Raw genomic sequence first — 18,854 nt, forward strand, 5'->3', positions numbered from 1 at the left:
GGAAGTAGCCGGATTTCAACTGAAAAAAATTAAAAAGTCCCAGATCCCTTTATTGCGGAGAAAATGCGGAATTGTATTCCAGGATTTTAAACTGCTTACCGACCGGAATGTCTATGCAAATCTGGAATTTGTACTAAAAGCTACGGGCTGGAAAAACAAAAAAGCCATAGAGGAACGGATAGATACGGTACTGAATAAGGTGGAAATGCCCGATAAAAAGTTTAAAATGCCGCATGAATTATCCGGCGGAGAACAACAACGTATCGTATTGGCCCGGGCACTTTTAAATGCTCCTCCCATCATTCTGGCCGATGAGCCGACAGGTAATATCGATCCGGAAACCTCTTACCGTTTGGTAGAATTATTAAAAGACCTCAGCGAAAGCGGAAAAACGATTATCATCGCTACCCACCAATACGATTTGATTAAACGTTATCCGGGACGCGTACTGCGTTGCGAAAACGGGACCCTGACGGAAGACGAACAACTCACTGTACGTCCTCACACTTTAGCTCCGGCAGATATTGAAAGTATCGAAAACACCCCTTTAGCCGCAGAAGCCTTACCTGCAGCAGAAGGACTGGTTTCGGGCCCGATTGATATACAAGCCTACCCCGCCATCCAAACAGAGAAGAATGGGAAAACAGAAACTTCTGCTGAAGAATCTGAAGAAACTCTCCCCCCCGACGGGGAAAGGGATACACCTCCATTCGTATCAGAAGCAAAGGAAACTTCTGCAATAATTTCCGACGATAAGCCGGAGAAACAAAAACCGGATTCTCCCGCCCGAACAGAACAACCTTTTGGTTTTGAACTAATGGATTGACCGGTTCAGAATGTCCAAAAGGTTAAACGGGCAAAGGTGTCATTCTCTTATTTTGCAATTACAGGGGAGTTGTATGTTTATTGCAAAACTTCGACTTTTATTTTATAGTCGGAACCGTAATTGACAATATACAATCCCCGGTTTTCCCAACCGCAACCGGGACACATCCTTTCAAAACGAAAAACGGAAAAGACTCCCCGGGGATCCGCCTGATAAAAAGCCTGCGGGAAATGAACTCCGAAACGGGCGGCCAACGGAATAAAATACAATCCTAAATCGTAAGCCTTATTTGTCAATGTATGAGGCTCCGAATCAAAATATTCCCTGTATTTTGCAGCAAAATTTTTCGCTTCTTCAGCATAATTATCTACATAACTATACGTAAAAAGCTTTACATTTAATTTATAAAAGTTTTCATGATCGATGGAAGTAAAATTCTGCCAGTCCGGAAAACCGACCACCGTAATTTTATAAGCATCTTTTAAAAGAGATAATACAGGTAATATCTTTGTCAAATCAGTTTCCCGGGAAGTGGGCAATATCAGAATATTTTCCTGCTCCTCACTCAGCATCAGCTTTAATCCTTCCAGTGTTTCCGCCCGGAAATCCCAATTAAAAAACCGGACTCCCGGTAAAGTTTCCAATCGTTCTATCCACATTTTTTTCTCCATCCTGTCTTTCTGAGTCTGCTCGTCATTCCCGGCGTCCTGTAAAAATTTAAAACCGATAATATTCGCAGACGCCCGTTGGTCGCCTATCCAATAAATCATCTTTTCAATCAGGGAAGCAAAAGAAATGTTGACTTGCAAAAAATTCGGATCCTGTCCGAAATTCTCATTCCTTGCAGAGAGAGGATACACAACCGGAATCTGTTTGTTCAGAAGATTTTCCATCAATATGCGGTATTCAGAACCATATACCGGACCGATAATCAAATCCGGATTTAATTTATTCAAAGCCGCAACGATCTCATTCATTTTAGTATTACTCTTTTCGGTATCGAAAACATGCAAATCAATTTTATAACCGGCCTGTTTCAGACTATCAACCGCCAGTAAAATCCCTTCATAAAAATATACAAACTGTTCTGATTTATGCAAAACAGAAACGGGGGTCGGGATTTTTCCTCCTGTAGTATCTGTAGCCATCAGGGCGATATCAACATTTTGCTGCGCAAATAAAGGTAAGAGGAGGGCCACCTTCACGTATTTGTTTTCCGGTACCGAATGATCAATAATCAAAGGAAGAGTATCAATGGTCAATGTATCCTTTTTCCCGCTTTCATTCTCTCCTTTTTCCGCTGAAACTTCCGCCGTTTCTATTTTTTCATCCGGATTTCCGTCAACACCTTCCCCCTTCTCTTCCCCGATCTGACTGATATCGATCGCCCGCAGAGGTAAACGTACGATTGCTCCTATAGAAAGGGGCGTATTTTCATACGTTTTATTCTCCCTCAGAATACGTTTTACTTTAATTCCAAATTTTCGGGAAATGGAATACAAAGTCTCTCCTTTTACTACTTTATGATAATAATATTCTCCATCCTGCTGTACATAAGGAGCTACATAAGGGATTTTTAATACTTCAAAAACAGACAATTCATTCCCCTGTTTTTTATTCAATGCTTTTACCTCTTCCACATCCACTCCATAAGCCTTACAAATAGAAAACAAAGTTTGTCCCTGTTCCACTACGTGCAGATAATAGTTTTTCCCTTTGATAACTATAATGTCAGTTGATTTACGTATTTCCGGCGTCTGTCCGCACAACTGATAACCCACCAATAACAAAAAAAATAAGAGAATGAATTTCGACATATATCGATTCGTTTAGCTATAAAACAATTATAATACGGCTTAGCTGGGCAAAAATACGAAAAAGTAATAGATAATTTAAAAATCTAAGCTAATTTTGCAATGCTGAAGAAAAAGATCGCAGCGAAGGAGTATCTTCCGGAATATCCGGACATTCCATTGAGGCAGTCAGAGAAAGACAAATCCATTTAAAGCGTACAAATATGACATTAAAGTATCCGAAATTAACATTTTTTCTTTTGAATTTATTCATTGCGATTCTTTTATTGATCGGTATCGGATTCTTTGTATTAAGGTATTTGGAAAAGTATACTCAACACGGTTATGCAATATCCGTTCCTTCTTTCCGGGACCTTACTCCTGAACAAGCCGGACAGTTGGCTCTTCAGAATAAGCTAAACGTAATTGTCATCGATTCTATATACGATGAAAATGCACGTCCCGGGACCATACAGGAACAATATCCGCTGGAAGGTTCTAAAGTAAAAAATAACCGGACAATCCAGTTGATCATGAATGCCCGGGACCCGGAGCGGATAGCTCTGCCTCCTTTAACAAATATTCCGTATCGTCAGACGCTAAAAACTTTAAAAATGAAAGGGTTTGAAATCGGACGCATCGAATATATGCCTTCGGAATTTAAAAATCTGGTTTTACAATTGAAATATCAGGGAGAAACTGTGGAAGCCGGTGCCCTTTTAATGAAAGGAGATACTATCGATATTGTACTCGGACAAGGAAATGACGGCTATAATACGGTATTAATCCCTCGTTTGTACAATCTGAAGATTGATGAAGCCAGCCGGCTGCTGAAAGAAAATTACCTCAATTTAGGGGAAATCGTCAGAGATTCGCTGATGGAAGCAGATAAAGACAGTAAAGATGCCATTATCTATTGGCAAGACCCTCCGTATAGCAAAAATATACGTATACCCGCCGGAACTCCCGTGAATGTACATGTCACTTTTGACACTTTAAAAATTCACGCCCTGGACTCTTTACTCATGATGGAATAAATTTTGAAATCTTGTCTATGGCAGAATATCTGGAAGAAATGGAAGAACCGGAAGAAATTCCGGAAGAAGGGACGGAACCACAGGAAATGTACGAACACTACCGTATTGAAGCAGACAAAGGTCAGCTACCTCTACGGATAGATAAATTTCTGATGACCCGTCTTCCCAATGCTTCCCGGACAAAAATACAAGAAGCTGCTGATGCCGGTTGTATTCTGGTAAATGATAAACCCGTAAAATCCAATTACAAGGTAAAACCCAACGATAGTATATCGGTTATAATGTCTTATCCCAAAAGGGAAATTGAAATTATACCGGAAAATATCCCGCTGGATATTGTATACGAAGACGAACAATTAATGGTCATCAATAAACCTGCAGGAATGGTGGTACATCCGGCTTTCGGGCATTTCAGCGGCACTCTGGTAAATGCACTGGTGTGGCACCTGAAGGATAATCCCCTCTTCAGCACGAATGACATACGCCCCGGCCTGGTGCACCGTATCGACAAAGATACTTCAGGTTTACTCGTTATTGCGAAAACGGAACAGGCTAAAGCTCACCTGGCATTGCAATTTTTTAATAAAACTTCTGATCGGAAATATGTTGCCCTATGCTGGGGAAACCTAGAGCAAGATACAGGCACCATTACAGGACATATCGGACGACATACCGTTAATCGTAAAATCATGTCCGTATATCCGGACGGAAGTCACGGAAAACATGCAATCACTCACTATAAAGTAATTGAACGTTTGGGTTACGTAAATCTGGTAGAATGTATATTGGAAACAGGCCGTACCCATCAAATCCGTGCCCATTTTAAATACATAGGACATCCGCTTTTCAACGATGCGGAATACGGCGGAAATGAAATATTAAAAGGGACCACTTTTACGAAGTATAAACAATTTGTAAACAATTGTTTCGAAATTTGTCCCCGCCAGGCACTGCATGCCAAAACCCTCGGTTTCACTCATCCCCTTACCGGTAAACGCCTTTCTTTTGATTCCCCTCTTCCGGAAGATATGAAACAACTTATAGAAAAATGGCGCAATTATACCAGTGAGCGCTAAAAATCAAGAAGCATTAATTCATTTTCCACCGGATGTCCATTACTCCACCACCCTTACCTGTCCGCTAATCAGCAAAAGGGAAAGTTCCGAAACTTTTGCCTGATAGATGGCAGATAATTTGCGGTCCACAGCATCTATATAACTGCGTTGGAATTCCCGGAATTCAATACCCGACAAGGTTCCGAGTTTGTACTTTTCCAAAGCTGCATCCAAATTCTCAAAGGCCACTTCCGCACTCTCATTTTCGAAATTGACAATCTGCAGATTGTTTTCATAAGTATTATACAACTGGGCCAAATCCGCCAGGGTTTGTAATTCGACATCCCGGTAGGACCACTCCACATTTTCTTGTTCCAGTTTTGCATTCCGGATTTTACGAATATTCTCCGTCCGGTTAAAAACATTCATTTTTAAAGCAAATCCCCAGTAAAAACCGTTCGACCGGTTCAAAGAAGTATTGGCTGCCGGGGTTGTCGTCCGGCTGTAATTATATCCGGTATTAAAATCCAGAGTCGGGAAAAGAGCCGAGCGGGCAATCCTGACGTCCAAAGCCGATATCTTCTGATCTTTACGGGCAATCAGTAAAGTCGTATTCATGGCCAGCGTATTGTGGTACAATTCCTCATAGACTAAAGGCGACTGTAAAACAATAGTATCCTGCACATACATAGCCCTCTGCAAATCGGAGTTCATAATCATATTCAGGGATATATAGGCGCTTTTCAACAATTCTTTTTGTTTCATATATTTTGAACTGTCCGCATTCAGGTCTATTTTTGCCTGTTGTAATTCCAGTCCGGACAATACTCCCAGTACATATTTGTCGTGAGCTTCATTAAAACGCTCACTGGAAAGAGCCAGAGAGTGCTTGGCAGCGTCGAGCTTACTGTGTTGGACGATCACATTATAATAAGCTTCACTTACATTTACAACCAGATTCTCCATAGACATCTGCGTATTGAGTTCCCCGATAGCCAGCATTTCCTGATATTTTGTATAAGTTGTAAACATCGACATTCCGTCAAATAAACGCCAATTCAGGGAAACACCTGCCGAATAGGCATCCGAAGCCAATCCACTCGTTTCATTCACTTCTCCTCCCACTCGGGTTTTACTGTCAGTGAGCCGCTGATTTTGTTCCGCATCCAAAGCAACCGTCGGTAAAAAAGGGGCATAATTTGCATTATTCTCCGCTATCTTTTCCTGATTCCGTACCATTTTGATGCTATAATTTGCCTCCAAAGCCTTTCCGATGCAATCTTCCAGGGTTATCTTTTCCTGTGCCTGTACAGGAAGGCTAACTATTAAAAGTAAGATAAAAAAAACGAATCCCGATCGTCTCATCTTTTCTATTTCTTAAATCGTTAATTTTTATTCCCTATGTTCTTCTTTTATTACCGGCCTATCCGCAGATAAATAAGAATAAATAGCGGGTATAATAAATAAAGAAAGGAAGGTTGCACATACCATTCCGCCTACCACCGCGATTCCCATGGCGACCCGGCTCTCGGCTCCGGCACCTGTCGCCATTGCCATCGGTAAAATCCCCAGTACAGTCGACAGGCTGGTCATCAGAATCGGACGGAAACGCGCTACAGCTGCATTTTTTACGGCTTCCATCATCGGTTCTCCCATAGCCTTCCGCTGATTGGCAAATTCTACAATCAGAATACCATTTTTCGATACTAATCCTATTAACATGATGATTCCGATCTGGCTGAAAATATTCATGGTTTGTTCGAAATACCAAAGGGATACCATCGCTCCGATCAGGGCCAAAGGTACTGTCAGCATAATAATCAAAGGATCCCGGAAACTCTCAAACTGAGCTGCCAGTACCAGATAAATAAATACCAAAGCCAGAATAAAAGCGAACATCAAACTGGAAGAACTCTCCACAAAATCTTTCGAACTTCCGGAAAGTGTCGTCTTAAAATTATCATCCAGCACTTCTTCAGCTATCCGGTCCATTTCTTCCAACCCCTGGGATAAAGTCTTGCGTTTTGCCAATCCGGCTGAAACTGTCGCGGCCACAAAACGATCATACCGATACAATTGGGGAGGCATAGAACTTTCCGAAGTAGTTACCAGATTGTCCATAGCAATCAAATCCCCGGCTTCATTCCGTACATATATATTTTGCAAATCGGAAGGTTTGCTCCGGTTTTCCCGGTCCAACTCACTCAATATCTGATATTGTTTTCCATTCAGAATAAAATAACCTACTCTTTGTTCACTCATTGTCAGCTGTAAAGTTTGGGCAATATTCTGCATAGATACGCCCATCACAGCCGCTTTGTCCCGGTCTATATTTATGGTTAATTCCGGTTTTGTAAACTTCAGGTTTAAATCTGCTACTGAAAATACCGGACTTTTATTTACCTCCTCCATAAAACGGGGTAAGACCCGTTTCAAATCTTCCAGATTTTTAGCCTGTATCACGTATTCTACCGGCAACCCACCCCTTCGTCCTCCGAATGTTTGCTGCTGAGAAACCATGGTACGGGCCCCTGTAAACTGACGGACTTTTACACCCAGTTCATCGGCTATTTCCTGTTGGGTACGTTTCCGGCCTTCAGGATCCTTCAGCCATAAATTCAAGTTCGACCGATTGGTATTGCCACCTCCGATCATCTCGATGATTTTCTCCTGTTCCGGCACTACTTCCTCTAAATAAGCCGATAACTCGGAAGCATACCGGTTCATGTATTCAAAAGTCGCCCCCTCAGGAGCCGTTGATGTAATACGGATATTGGAACGGTCCTCCAAAGGTGCCATTTCCGAAGGAGTAGATTTCCACAATATATAAATCAGCACTGCCGACCCGGTTAAAATGAGGGGAGCAGTAAAACGCCACCTCATAAATCCCTCCAGCCAACGACGGTATAAATGAGTCAAACCATTGAAAAAAGGTTCGGTCTTCCGGTAAAACCAATTATCCGTAACATTCCGGGTTAACAATTTCGTGGATATCATCGGCGTAAAGGTAAGGGCTACGAAAGAAGAGATAATGACAGCTCCGGTGATCACAATACTGAATTCCCGGAATAAACGGCCTGTAGTTCCCTGTAGAAAAACGATGGGAAAAAAGACTGCAACCAAAGCGACAGTAGTCGCAATCACCGCAAAAAAGATTTCTTCCGATCCTTTATAACCGGCTTCCTTGGGAGACATTCCCTGCTCAATTTTGGTATAGATATTTTCCATTACCACAATCGCATCGTCGACGACCAGACCAATCGCCAGCACAATCGCCAGTAAGGTCAGAATATTAATGGTAAATCCGGCCAGATACATGATAAAAAATGCTCCTACCAGGGAAATTGGAATAGCCAACACCGGGATCAAAGTTGTCCGCCAATTCCGTAAAAACAAAAAAATTATCAGTACAACCAGAACAAATGCTTCTATAATCGTACTTTTCACTTCATTGATTGAATTCCGGATAAAAACAGTATTGTCAAAAGCAATCCCGGCCTCCACATCTGCCGGTAAATCCTTTTCCAGATCTCCCATAACCGCATAAGCCCGGTCGACAATATCGATATAATTAGCACCCGGTTGAGGAATAATCACACAGGCTACCATAGGCACCCCGTTTCTCTTCATAACAGAACGCACATCTTCGGCATCTACTTCTGCAATCCCAATATCCCGGAACCGGATCACCTTATTATTATCTTCCCGGATCACCAAATTATTAAAATCGTCTATCGTCATCAACCGTCCCAAAGTCCGGATGGTCAATTCGGTATTCTCTCCTTCTATACGCCCGGAAGGCAATTCTACATTTTCGCGGGTCACCGCATCCCTGACGTCCATAGGCGTTATCCGGTAAGCAGCCAACAAAGCGGGATCCATACGCAAACGGACAGAATAACGTTTTTCTCCCCATATCGACACGCTACTGACTCCGCTGATCGTCTGCAACCTCTCCTTGTAATATTGCTCAGCATACATACTGAGATCGATCAGAGAACGCTGGTCGCTCCGGAGAGAAACACCAAAAATCGGCTGAGCATCTGCATCCGCTTTAGTTACCGTGGGAGGGTCTACGTCCTTCGGTAATTTACGCATAGCTCCGGAAACCTTATCCCTCACATCATTGGCGGCTGTTTCCAAATCTACTTCCAATTCGAATTCCACCGTGATAAAACTTCTTCCGTCCCTACTCGTACTGGTCAGTGAACGAATACCCGGAATACCATTGATAGAAGCTTCCAAAGGCTCCGTAATCTGCGTCTCAATAACATCCGCATTGGCTCCCGGAAAACTGGTAGATACGGAAATAATCGGCGGGTCCACACTCGGATAATCCCGTACGCCTAAAAATACTAACCCGATACATCCCACCAACATCAGGATTATATTCATCACAGTAGCGAACACAGGCCGCTTTATACAGGTAGACGATAAACTCATTTGATCAGAATATTACAAAAACAGCTTGACAGCATGATCCGCTTATAATTCTATACTCACTTTATTTTTAGTGCACTTTCCTTATTTGCCCAAAGTCACAGCCACCGTCATCCCTTCCCTTAACTGCATCAATCCTCCAACCAGGACAGTATCTCCGGGTTGCACGCCGGAAGTCACTTCCACATATTTTTCATCCCGGCTTTCCGTCTCCACCGGAATACTCACCGCTTTTCCATTTTTCACCACCCACATCCGTTTCCCATCCATTTCCGGCACGACAGCTTCCGTAGGAATAGCGATATACTCATTTTTTCCTTCTACCATCAGATTTCCTTTGGCAAACATCCCGGGCATCAGTTCATTGGCCCGGTTATCAAAACGCGCCCGCAACAAAATCATACGGGTTTTTACATCGATTAACGGATCTACGGCATATACCTGAGCGGTATATACTTTTTCACTACCTGTCGTACGAAATTTAATCTTTTGCCCCTGCAACCGATGGGCTGCATATTTTTCCGGAACAGAAAATTCAAATTTTAACACTGAATTATCCACAATAGTCGTAATCTTGGAACTAGGCTGTACATAACTTCCCTCACTTACATATCGGAAACCCATTACACCGTCAAAGGGAGCCCGTATTTCTGTCCGGCTGATTTTCACTTTTAAAAGCTCGATATCTGCTTCCAGTACATTGTAATCTGTTTGCAACTGGTCAAAAGACTCCCGGCTGATGGATTCCCGTTTTAATAAAATCCGCTGACGCTCCAGTTTTTCACTTAATAATTTCCGTTGAAATTCAGCACGGGTCAACTGCGCCTGCAAATCAGCATCATCCACCTTTAACAATAATTCTCCCTGCCGGACCCGGCTTCCTTCCTGAAAATAAATCTTCCTTACTTTCCCGACAATTTCCGCTACCAGTTCCACCTCTTCATTTGCCAGCATCGTTCCCACAGCCATTATCCCGTTCCCCGCTTCTGAACGCGTGGCTACAATCCCTTTAACAGGCAATGCCCCTCCACTTGTCCGTTCCCCGGCAACTGCCGACACCTCCGGCGTAACCTCAAACCAACCCAAACGGGGAATAAAAATAATTCCCAATATGACGAAGACAATAACAATAATCAAACCTCTTTTTACCAATTTATTCATATCCTCTGAACATTAAATCACGTCCTATTCTCTCTTCCCCCAATTCCCTCCTCCGCTACCTTTTCCCTCAAAATTTATTTTCTATTCCGCACTTTTACCTTCATAAACATTTTTACTGTTTATTTGACAATAAACATCCTTTTCCGTTTACTTCTAATTTTGTTAATAATATATTAAAATACGTTATTTTTAAAACCAACGTCTCCTTTTCAAAAAACCGAAAGCCAATATAGAGAGCACGATACATACGGCAAAAATAATTATGAAACCATAACGGTTTTCCGATAAAGAATTCGGGACATTCATACCGTACAAACTGGCTACTAAAGTCGGAATCATCAGCAACATCGAGATACTGGTCATACGCTTCATAATCACATTCAAATTATTAGAAATTACCGAAGCATAAGCATCCATTGTCCCGCTGAGAATATCGCTATATATACGGGCAGAATCCAACGCCTGCCGCAATTCGATTTCCACGTCTTCCACCAGATCATCATCATAATATTTCCGCTGGGATTTCAGATTTTTCAGTTTCACCAGTAAATTGTCATTTCCCCGCATAGAAGTAATAAAAAATACCAAAGATTTTTCTATTTTCAGTAAGCGCTGTAGTTCCTCATTCTCAATTGATTTCTCCAGTTCTTTTTCTACCCGCCGGCTCTGGTAATTGATTTGTTTCAGGTATTTCAAATACCAGACCGAAGAGGAGAGGAAGAGCCGGAACAGCAAATCCCAATGCCCTTCCAGGGTCAGTCGTTTCCGGTTGACATAGCGGATAAAATCCGGTAACATATCCGTATTATAATGGCAGACTGTAACAAAATAGGGAGCTTTCATAATAAATCCCAGAGGAACCGTAATATAAGGAATATCGTTCCCTTTGTCCCGGTAAGGAATACGTAAAATAATCAACGTCCAGCCGTCTTCTTCTTCAATACGGGGTCTTTCATCCGCATCTTCAATATCCGACAAAAACGAATCGGGAACATTCAAATCTTCGATAAGATATTTTATGTCTGTTGGGGTGGGCACCTCAACATTAATCCAGCAGTCAGCCTGCCACACCTTTTTTTCTGTGAAACCTTCATCACACCAAAGGAATCTTCTCATATAAAACCCTCCATTCATTACAAACAAAGGCTTTCGAGAAAAACCTTTGTTCAGATTAATACTGTTGATGATAATCGTCCATAGTTATTATTATGAATTTTGTGCAAAAATAATTTTTAAAAACTAAAAAATACCACAAACCAATTAAAAAATAAGCAAAAAACTCCCGGGGACGAGGGTTTTTGTGTCCTTGACGGCCTGAACACTATTTGTACGCACTTTTATAACCGTAACTATTTTAAATAAATTTGAAAATCAGATCTTTACACTTCGGTGTCGTTTTCTTCCCTGTATTAAGGCTCAGAATTTTTAATGTATAAATCCAGATATAAAGGTAAATGATCGCTATATCCACCGATATAACGGGGCCCCGCATAGGTGCGGAAAGGTTTATAACCATAATAGGTCCTATCTTCTTCCAGTAAAAAACGGGGTGCAAAAATCTGAAGATGCTGATGGACCTGCAAACGGCATTGACCGTTTAACAAATTTCCGGAAACAATAATCTGGTCAATCGTCTGCCACTGTCCTTTGTATTTATAACTCCCTTTATTGCGATGTAATAAATAATATCCCGTATTATACAACCGTTTGTTCTCCCACGAGCTGACATCGGAAGAAAGAACCTGCAATACGTGCGACTGGGCGGAACGGTTTGCTTTTCCGTTCAAATCTCCCAAAATCAGAATAGCCGGACGAATATATTGTTGCAGAAGTGTATCTATGTGCTGTTTTACAACCGAAGCGGCTTTCTCCCGCTTCCATTCGCTTTCCGCTTCTCCTCCCGACATGGAAGGGAAATGACAAACAAAGAAATGAAGTGTATCCTGCAACAGGGAATCTCCGGTTTTTAAAACACCTGTAACCCGCAAAATATCGCGGCTATATAAAACCTCCTTTTCAGATAAAGATACAGGCAAAAATATTTCTTCTAAAACGTGGAAATATTTTTTCCGATACAAAAAAGCGACATCTATTCCCCTCGCATCGGGAGAGTCCTGATGTACAATTCCGTAATCAGCAGCGGCCAGCCGTGTTTTTAAAACCAGATCCAGCAATACATTCCGGTTTTCTATTTCGCACAACCCTACAAATGCCGGAAAATCTCCTCCCCCTGCTGCCTCAATCGCCTCCGCTATATTCAATAACTTAGTTGTATACCGGCCGGATGTCCAATGTAATCTGCCCTGAGGAGTAAAATCGTCATCCTGTGTCAGGGAATCGGACCTTATATCAAAAAAGTTCTCCACATTATAAGAAAGAACCCTATAATGTCCCTGTCCCCAAATTTTCAGAAAAAAGAACAGGCTTAGTCCGAGAATCATCTCTAAACGTAGCATCCTCATTAAACTATCTATTCCTGTAAATCTCTATAAATTCTGCTTTATTTTCCCCCGCTTTCCACTAAAATTTCCCAATACTCCACAGCCCTTCGCATATGGGGAATCACAATCGTCCCTCCAACCAAGTTGGCAACTGAAAAAATTTCAAACATCTCGGGTGTTGTCACCCCTAATTCATAACACTTCTCCAGATGATATTTAATACAATCATCACAACGAAGTACCATGGAAGTCGCCAATCCCAGCATTTCCTTCACTTTAGCCGGAAGAGCCCCATTCTTATATGTATTGGTATCTATATTGAAAATCCTCTTGATGACCTTATTATCGGATTTCAGGATTTTTTCATTCATTTTCTCCCGGTATTCCCGGAATTCTTTAAGTTGTTCGTTCATCTTTTCTATTTTTAGGCCTATCCGAAAAAGCGGACGATGTCATTTACATTTGCCAGTATAAAAAGCCCCAACAATATCATCATACCCGCAATCTGGGCATATTCCATAAACTTTTCACCAGGTTTCCGCCGGGTAATTACTTCATACAATAAAAACAAAACATGTCCTCCGTCTAAAGCCGGAATAGGTAAAATATTCACAACTGCCAGCATAATAGAAATAAAAGCAGTTAGCTCCCAAAAAATCTGCCAATCCCAAACCCCCGGAAAAATACTCCCCATCATCATCACTCCTCCCACAGACTTATACGCTTCTACTTTAGGCGAGAACAACAATTTTAATTGTTTTAGATAAGACGATACGGTCTGCGTTCCCTTTGATATTCCGGCAGGAATTGCTTCCAGAAAAGTATATTCCCGCGAAGCCAGTTCCAGTCTCTCCGTAGAACCGAAATAAATACCGAACTTTCCGTCAGTACCCAAATCAAAAGCAAACTGTAATGTATCCTTTCCTCTTACGACTTTAGTCTCTACACGGGAATCAGCACTTTCCGCCAGCATATCTGTAAATTCATCGTAATACCGGAAAGAACGTCCGTTTACAGAAAGGATTTTATCTCCTTTCCGGATTCCTGCATCATAAGCCACGGAATAGTCAGCGAATTCTGCAACATAAGTACTGTCCATCAATTGCCGGGGTACCAATAACCGAAGTCTGCTATTTTTAGAAGATATTGCCAGCAAATCGGCAGTAAAAGTTTCGGGTATATTTAAACTAATCATTTTTCCGTCCCGTTTCACCTGAACCGTTTGGGGATGATCCAAAGTCATATCGGCCAGAATATTTGAAAAACGCTCCACCTTTACACTATCCAGAGAAACAATGATATCTCCCGTTTGCATACCCATTTTTTCAAATAGGGGATCACATACTACTCCGTATTTTACATTTTCAGCCGGCAGATAAGTTTCTCCCCAGGTATACAAGATCATAATATAAATCAGAAATGCCAGAACGACATTCACCATTACTCCCCCTAACATTATCAATAATCGTTGCCAGGCCGGCTTAGAACGAAATTCCCAAGGCTGAGCCGGTTTTTTCATCTGAGCCGTATCCATAGATTCGTCAATCATACCTGCAATTTTTACATATCCTCCGAGTGGAAGCCAGCCTATACCATATTCGGTATCTCCTTTTTTAAATTTAAATAAAGAAAACCAAGGGTTAAAGAACATATAAAATTTCTCCACCCGGGTTTTAAACAACTTTGCAAAAAGGAAATGTCCAAATTCATGGAATAATACCAAGATAGATAAACTCAATAACAACTGCACTATTTTTACAAAAACATCCATATCATTCCTTGTTTACAATTTATTTTCCAAAAGTTTTAAGCCGCTCTCGGGCTTCTTTACGTATTTCCTTATCCGTAAAAATATAGTCTTCCAAAGAAGGCTGAGCAATAAAATTACCTTTTTCCATACACATCTCTATCAAATCCGACATAGCCGTAAATGAAATTTTTTCCTGTAAAAAAGCCTCTACAGCCACTTCGTTGGCGGCATTCAGCATACAAGGCCTATTTCCTCCTTCCAACATGGCCTGATAAGCCAAATTCAAGTTGCGGAAAGTCCGGCGGTCCGGTTCTTCAAAAGTCAGGGAACGACAAGTACCGAAGTTTATTCTTCCGAAATCTGTTTGTAGCCTATCCGGATAAGTCAAAGCATACTGTATCGGCAGACGCATGTCCGGAGCGCCCAATTGAGCTTTGATACTTCCGTCGGCAAATTCTACCATAGAATGGATAATCGACTGCGGATGCACGACTACTTCTATTTGTTCCGGACTCACTCCGAACAGCCATTTTGCTTCTATTACCTCAAACCCTTTATTCATCAGAGAAGCAGAATCAATCGTGACCTTGGCCCCCATATTCCAATTCGGATGTTTCAGGGCTGCTGCAGGCGATACCGACTGTAAGTACTGATAATCTTTCCCCCGGAAAGGTCCTCCTGAAGCCGTCAAAATAATTTTCTCTACCGGATTATTTCCCTCCCCAACCAAACATTGAAAAATAGCTGAATGTTCGGAATCCACCGGAAGAATGGGGGCATGATACTGAATTGCCAGTTTATTAATCAATTCGCCGGCGACCACTAAAGTTTCCTTATTCGCCAAAGCGATAATTTTACCGGCCTGTATGGCATTTACGGTAGGTAACAAACCACTGTAGCCAACAGTAGCCGTCACCACAACATCTACCGTTCCGGCGGCTACCACCTGCGCTAAAGCTTCTTCCCCGGCATATACTTTAATATCTTCCGCTTTTAAGGCTTCCTTTAAACTGACATATTTACTCTCGTCTGCAATCACTACCATATTGGGCTTAAAACGGATTGCCTGCTCCGCCAGTAATCCAACATTCTGATTGGCAGTTAAAACTTCCACACAAAATAAATCCGGATGTGCTTCCACGACCTCTAAGGTCTGCGTTCCAATCGAACCTGTTGAACCTAATATGGCTAATCTTTTCATTTTCCTGTTTTTAAAAAGTATACTTTCCCCCTTTTTACCGTATACCTCAATATTCACCTATTTAAATTTAATAAAATTTTCCGGATTTAACGGATTTCCGGCCCGCCATAATTCAAAATGAAGATGCGGACCAGTAGTTTCTTCACCGGTATTTCCCACAATAGCAATCACCTCCCCTGCCCGCACATAGTCTCCTTGTTTTTTCAATAAAGTAGAATTGTGTTTATACACCGATACCAGATTATTCTCATGCTGTACCTGAATTACATAACCCGTTTTAATTGTCCAATCTGTAAAAATCACGACCCCGTCTGCAACTGTCGAAACCTTTGAATTAGCTTTCGCCACAATATCCGTACCAAAATGACCGCTTTTCTCGTCAAAACTACGACTGACAATTCCCTCTACCGGAGGAAAAAAATGATAGTAATCCCTGTTTTGTTCTTTATTTAAACCGACAGTGAGATTAAATCTTTCCCGCTCTTCTACAGAAGAGCGAAATTCACTTTCTTCAGAACTGATTCCGAATTGTATCGTATCGTAATTATTTTTTATACTATCGTTTTTCACTTCTATCTGAGTCGTATCTTCACCTCTCAACACCATCTGTATGGAAGCTAGAAAACAATCTCTTTTTCTCAATTCTACTTCCAGGGAATCTACCCTCAACGCATTTTCCGTAATGAGTTTGCGCATATTGCCGTCCGGATAACCGGGAATAAACTCTTTTAAACCTGTAAAAGCAATCAATAAGGTAGTTAAAGAAATTAAAATAACAGCCAGTACACTCAAAGCCATCATTACATGCAAACGTGACAAACGCATGCCGAAAACTTCCTCATAAGAAGTTTCATTTTGGATAGACAATTTATACTTGTATTTTAACCTATCCCACAATCTTTCCTTTTCTTTTGCCATAGCAGTTATTTTAGCTTCCAAAATTACTATAACAATTTGAAAACCGGAAATATTTTTCTCCTAATCCGGAAGAGAATATAAAATGTATAAAAGTAAAAATATTTAAAAGTAGTTATTAAAGGAAACAGATTAATGCCTTACTGAGTATGAACCTCCGGTTCAGGTTAAAGGTTGAAAAGGGAAGAATTTGTAAATCATTTTCTCCTTTTAAACACTTATACATTTAAACAATTGAGTATTTAATCCTTAGCTATCTATACGTTTATACTTATCTCTGATTAAAACGCAACAACTTATTCACTCTCCTTCTCGCCCAGAGGTAGGGAAGTACATATTTTCGTATTGATTTCCCGGAGTTTATCTTCATCCAGCTTCACTTTTTCCCGGTCGTAGGTCAGCAAACCATTCACCTCTATTTCCACATCTGTCGTCTGCGTATATACGGCTGCCGAAAAACCACTGCCGATCAAGGCATAAAGCATTTCTGCATATTCCAAGTAGGCTGAAGTCGCCTCTGCACTATCCGTGAACTGAACGTATCCCCAGTTGTGGGTGGGTTCCCAGACATGACCCGGACTGACAAGGCCGATGCCCCCAAACTCTCCCAAAACTGTAGCTCGCTGACCATCATACAGATAAAGCTCCGGAGAGGGATAATTGTGAAGGTCCAGCAAATCTCCACAGGCATAATGATTACCTCCGCTAGCCGGATTAACCAGACGGCTGGGATCGTAAAGCTTCGTCCACTTTACGATTTCCTCCGTCTTAAACTGACCCCACGCCTCGTTAAAAGGAACCCATACTCCTATGCAAGGGTAATTATAAAGATAATCCATGATCGACTGCCATTCCGAACGATAAACCGACTCAGAACAGGCAGTGCGCACTTTCTCCACTCCATTGAAATATTCCCGGTTCTGCCAATCAGGACCAGTATCACCGTTCGGCATATCCTGCCATACGATCAGACCCATACGGTCACAATGAAAATACCAGCGCGCCGGTTCAACTTTTACATGCTTGCGTACCATATTAAAACCAAAGGACTTCGTCTTCTCCAGATCATAAAACAATGCAGAATCACCGGGAGCCGTATACAAGCCGTCTGGCCACCATCCCTGATCCAAAAGACCGTACTGGAAAAGATCCCGGTTATTCAGTTGAAGACGAACAATACCCCTCTTATCACGCTTCGTCGAATACTTACGCATAGCTGCATAACTCTTTACCCGGTCAATACAGCGACCCGATTCCCATAATGAAATACATAAATCGTAGAGAAAAGGATGATCAGGACTCCACAAACACATATCCGGGGGCATGCAAACCTCTACCGCCTGACCGCTTAAAGACCGGCAAAAAGCAACCGGATTGCCACCAGCACTTACTTCAACCTGCACTATTCCATCACTCCCCGTCTCTGCCTCCACCCTCAAAATACGCCTGTCGATATCAGGCGTAATCCGAACTCCGGAAATGTAATGATCAGGCACCGGTTCCAGCCAGACCGTCTGCCAGATTCCACTCACGGAAGTATACCAAATCCCACAGGGCCGGTTTACTTGTTTTCCACGGGGTTGTATCCCCTGGTCTGTCGGATCGCTTACCCGTACCGTCAGCCGGTTATCACCAGCAACCAATGCCGAAGTTATATCAAAACTAAAAGGAGTATAACCTCCGCTATGACTCCCCACTTTCACTCCGTTCACCCATACATCCGTTTTCCAGTCCACTGCTCCAAAATGTAATAAGATCCGTTTCTTTTTCCAGGAAGAATCTATACGAAAATCACGTTTATACCATAATTCCTCCTCCGGTTGTAAAGCCCTCCCCACTCCCGAAAGGGATGACTCCAGGGCAAAAGGTACCAGAATCTTACCCTCATAAGCGGAGGGCTCCGCACTCCCCTGCGGAACAACGGCATATTCCCAGAGACCGTTCAGATTTTTCCAAACCTCCCGTTCCATAATCGGACGGGGGTACTCCGGCCATACCCGGTCCGGATTCAACGCCTTTCCCCAACGCGTCAGCAAACGGTCACCGACTGGCTTCCATTGGGCAAAGCTTCCCAAAGAATACCCCAAAACTAAAATGAGCAAATAAATTTTTCCCATAAATTCCGTTATTCCCTGAAATACTATTCTGTTAAACTACACCTATAACCCCTATTGGCAAAAATAATAACGGAAATAACTTTTTACAAATAATTTATTTACATTTTTTCACTTTTCA

At 41.9% G+C, this 18,854-nt stretch carries 14 protein-coding genes; 3 read left to right on the top strand and 11 right to left on the bottom strand.

Annotation, left to right across the window (positions count from 1 at the left end; all coding sequences use genetic code 11):
* On the top strand, positions 1 to 826 hold an 826-nt coding region (locus Q0465_RS13150), incomplete at its 5' end, for a cell division ATP-binding protein FtsE (protein ID WP_298616823.1).
* A 77-nt stretch (positions 827 to 903) separates the two neighbouring features.
* Here the strand turns inward: Q0465_RS13150 and Q0465_RS13155 are convergent.
* On the bottom strand, positions 904 to 2,643 hold the full coding sequence (locus Q0465_RS13155; protein ID WP_298616824.1) for a LysM peptidoglycan-binding domain-containing protein: 1,740 nt from the start codon (positions 2,641 to 2,643) through the stop codon (positions 904 to 906).
* Positions 2,644 to 2,843: 200 nt separating this feature from the next.
* On the opposite strand from Q0465_RS13155, the gene Q0465_RS13160 reads away from it, so the two are divergent.
* Positions 2,844 to 3,656, top strand: coding sequence for a PASTA domain-containing protein (locus tag Q0465_RS13160; RefSeq protein ID WP_298616825.1), 813 nt, complete (start codon positions 2,844 to 2,846; stop codon positions 3,654 to 3,656).
* 17 nt (positions 3,657 to 3,673) lie between these two features.
* Positions 3,674 to 4,732 (top strand): RluA family pseudouridine synthase, encoded by a 1,059-nt coding sequence (locus Q0465_RS13165; RefSeq protein ID WP_298616826.1) that lies wholly within the window; start codon positions 3,674 to 3,676, stop codon positions 4,730 to 4,732.
* Between the two features lie 39 nt (positions 4,733 to 4,771).
* Here Q0465_RS13165 and Q0465_RS13170 read toward each other — a convergent pair whose 3' ends face one another.
* From Q0465_RS13170 to Q0465_RS13215, 10 genes are all read right to left on the bottom strand, one after another.
* The gene (locus tag Q0465_RS13170) at positions 4,772 to 6,076 is read right to left on the bottom strand and encodes a TolC family protein (protein ID WP_298616827.1); all 1,305 of its coding nucleotides are present in this window, start codon (positions 6,074 to 6,076) and stop codon (positions 4,772 to 4,774) included.
* A gap of 27 nt (positions 6,077 to 6,103) precedes the next feature.
* Positions 6,104 to 9,154: an efflux RND transporter permease subunit gene (locus tag Q0465_RS13175; RefSeq protein WP_298616828.1), complete on the bottom strand. Its 3,051-nt coding sequence runs from the start codon at positions 9,152 to 9,154 to the stop codon at positions 6,104 to 6,106.
* Between the two features lie 81 nt (positions 9,155 to 9,235).
* Positions 9,236 to 10,312, bottom strand: a complete 1,077-nt coding sequence (locus Q0465_RS13180; RefSeq protein ID WP_298616829.1) for an efflux RND transporter periplasmic adaptor subunit — start codon at positions 10,310 to 10,312, stop codon at positions 9,236 to 9,238.
* 189 nt (positions 10,313 to 10,501) lie between these two features.
* Entirely contained in the window at positions 10,502 to 11,428 is a 927-nt protein-coding gene (locus tag Q0465_RS13185) for a magnesium transporter CorA family protein (RefSeq protein WP_298616830.1), read from the bottom strand.
* 293 nt (positions 11,429 to 11,721) lie between these two features.
* The gene (locus Q0465_RS13190; protein ID WP_298616831.1) at positions 11,722 to 12,768 is read right to left on the bottom strand and encodes an endonuclease; all 1,047 of its coding nucleotides are present in this window, start codon (positions 12,766 to 12,768) and stop codon (positions 11,722 to 11,724) included.
* 44 nt (positions 12,769 to 12,812) lie between these two features.
* Positions 12,813 to 13,166, bottom strand: a complete 354-nt coding sequence (locus Q0465_RS13195; RefSeq protein ID WP_298616832.1) for a carboxymuconolactone decarboxylase family protein — start codon at positions 13,164 to 13,166, stop codon at positions 12,813 to 12,815.
* Between the two features lie 17 nt (positions 13,167 to 13,183).
* A complete protein-coding gene (gene rseP / locus Q0465_RS13200; protein ID WP_298616833.1) occupies positions 13,184 to 14,524 on the bottom strand; it encodes an RIP metalloprotease RseP in 1,341 nt (446 codons plus the stop codon).
* Positions 14,525 to 14,543: 19 nt separating this feature from the next.
* Complete coding sequence (locus tag Q0465_RS13205) at positions 14,544 to 15,704, bottom strand: 1-deoxy-D-xylulose-5-phosphate reductoisomerase (RefSeq protein WP_298616834.1); 1,161 nt, start codon at positions 15,702 to 15,704, stop codon at positions 14,544 to 14,546.
* Positions 15,705 to 15,761: 57 nt separating this feature from the next.
* Positions 15,762 to 16,622: a M23 family metallopeptidase gene (locus tag Q0465_RS13210; protein WP_298616835.1), complete on the bottom strand. Its 861-nt coding sequence runs from the start codon at positions 16,620 to 16,622 to the stop codon at positions 15,762 to 15,764.
* Positions 16,623 to 16,915: 293 nt separating this feature from the next.
* A complete protein-coding gene (locus Q0465_RS13215; RefSeq protein WP_298616836.1) occupies positions 16,916 to 18,736 on the bottom strand; it encodes a glycoside hydrolase family 2 protein in 1,821 nt (606 codons plus the stop codon).
* Between the last annotated feature and the right edge of the window lie 118 nt (positions 18,737 to 18,854).

This window comes from uncultured Odoribacter sp. (assembly GCF_937966165.1).
Lineage (GTDB): Bacteria > Bacteroidota > Bacteroidia > Bacteroidales > Marinifilaceae > Culturomica.

What these genes read in the sequence shown, in the direction of transcription:
- Q0465_RS13215 (WP_298616836.1), bottom strand. Translation starts at nt 18,736, where the DNA reads ATGGGAAAAATTTATTTGCTCATTTTAGTTTTGGGGTATTCTTTGGGA.
- Q0465_RS13185 (WP_298616830.1), bottom strand. Translation starts at nt 11,428, where the DNA reads ATGAGAAGATTCCTTTGGTGTGATGAAGGTTTCACAGAAAAAAAGGTG.
- Q0465_RS13195 (WP_298616832.1), bottom strand. Translation starts at nt 13,166, where the DNA reads ATGAACGAACAACTTAAAGAATTCCGGGAATACCGGGAGAAAATGAAT.
- Q0465_RS13170 (WP_298616827.1), bottom strand. Translation starts at nt 6,076, where the DNA reads ATGAGACGATCGGGATTCGTTTTTTTTATCTTACTTTTAATAGTTAGC.
- Q0465_RS13175 (WP_298616828.1), bottom strand. Translation starts at nt 9,154, where the DNA reads ATGAGTTTATCGTCTACCTGTATAAAGCGGCCTGTGTTCGCTACTGTG.
- Q0465_RS13155 (WP_298616824.1), bottom strand. Translation starts at nt 2,643, where the DNA reads ATGTCGAAATTCATTCTCTTATTTTTTTTGTTATTGGTGGGTTATCAG.
- rseP (WP_298616833.1), bottom strand. Translation starts at nt 14,524, where the DNA reads ATGGATGTTTTTGTAAAAATAGTGCAGTTGTTATTGAGTTTATCTATC.
- Q0465_RS13165 (WP_298616826.1), top strand. Translation starts at nt 3,674, where the DNA reads ATGGCAGAATATCTGGAAGAAATGGAAGAACCGGAAGAAATTCCGGAA.
- Q0465_RS13160 (WP_298616825.1), top strand. Translation starts at nt 2,844, where the DNA reads ATGACATTAAAGTATCCGAAATTAACATTTTTTCTTTTGAATTTATTC.
- Q0465_RS13190 (WP_298616831.1), bottom strand. Translation starts at nt 12,768, where the DNA reads ATGCTACGTTTAGAGATGATTCTCGGACTAAGCCTGTTCTTTTTTCTG.
- Q0465_RS13205 (WP_298616834.1), bottom strand. Translation starts at nt 15,704, where the DNA reads ATGAAAAGATTAGCCATATTAGGTTCAACAGGTTCGATTGGAACGCAG.
- Q0465_RS13210 (WP_298616835.1), bottom strand. Translation starts at nt 16,622, where the DNA reads ATGGCAAAAGAAAAGGAAAGATTGTGGGATAGGTTAAAATACAAGTAT.
- Q0465_RS13180 (WP_298616829.1), bottom strand. Translation starts at nt 10,312, where the DNA reads ATGAATAAATTGGTAAAAAGAGGTTTGATTATTGTTATTGTCTTCGTC.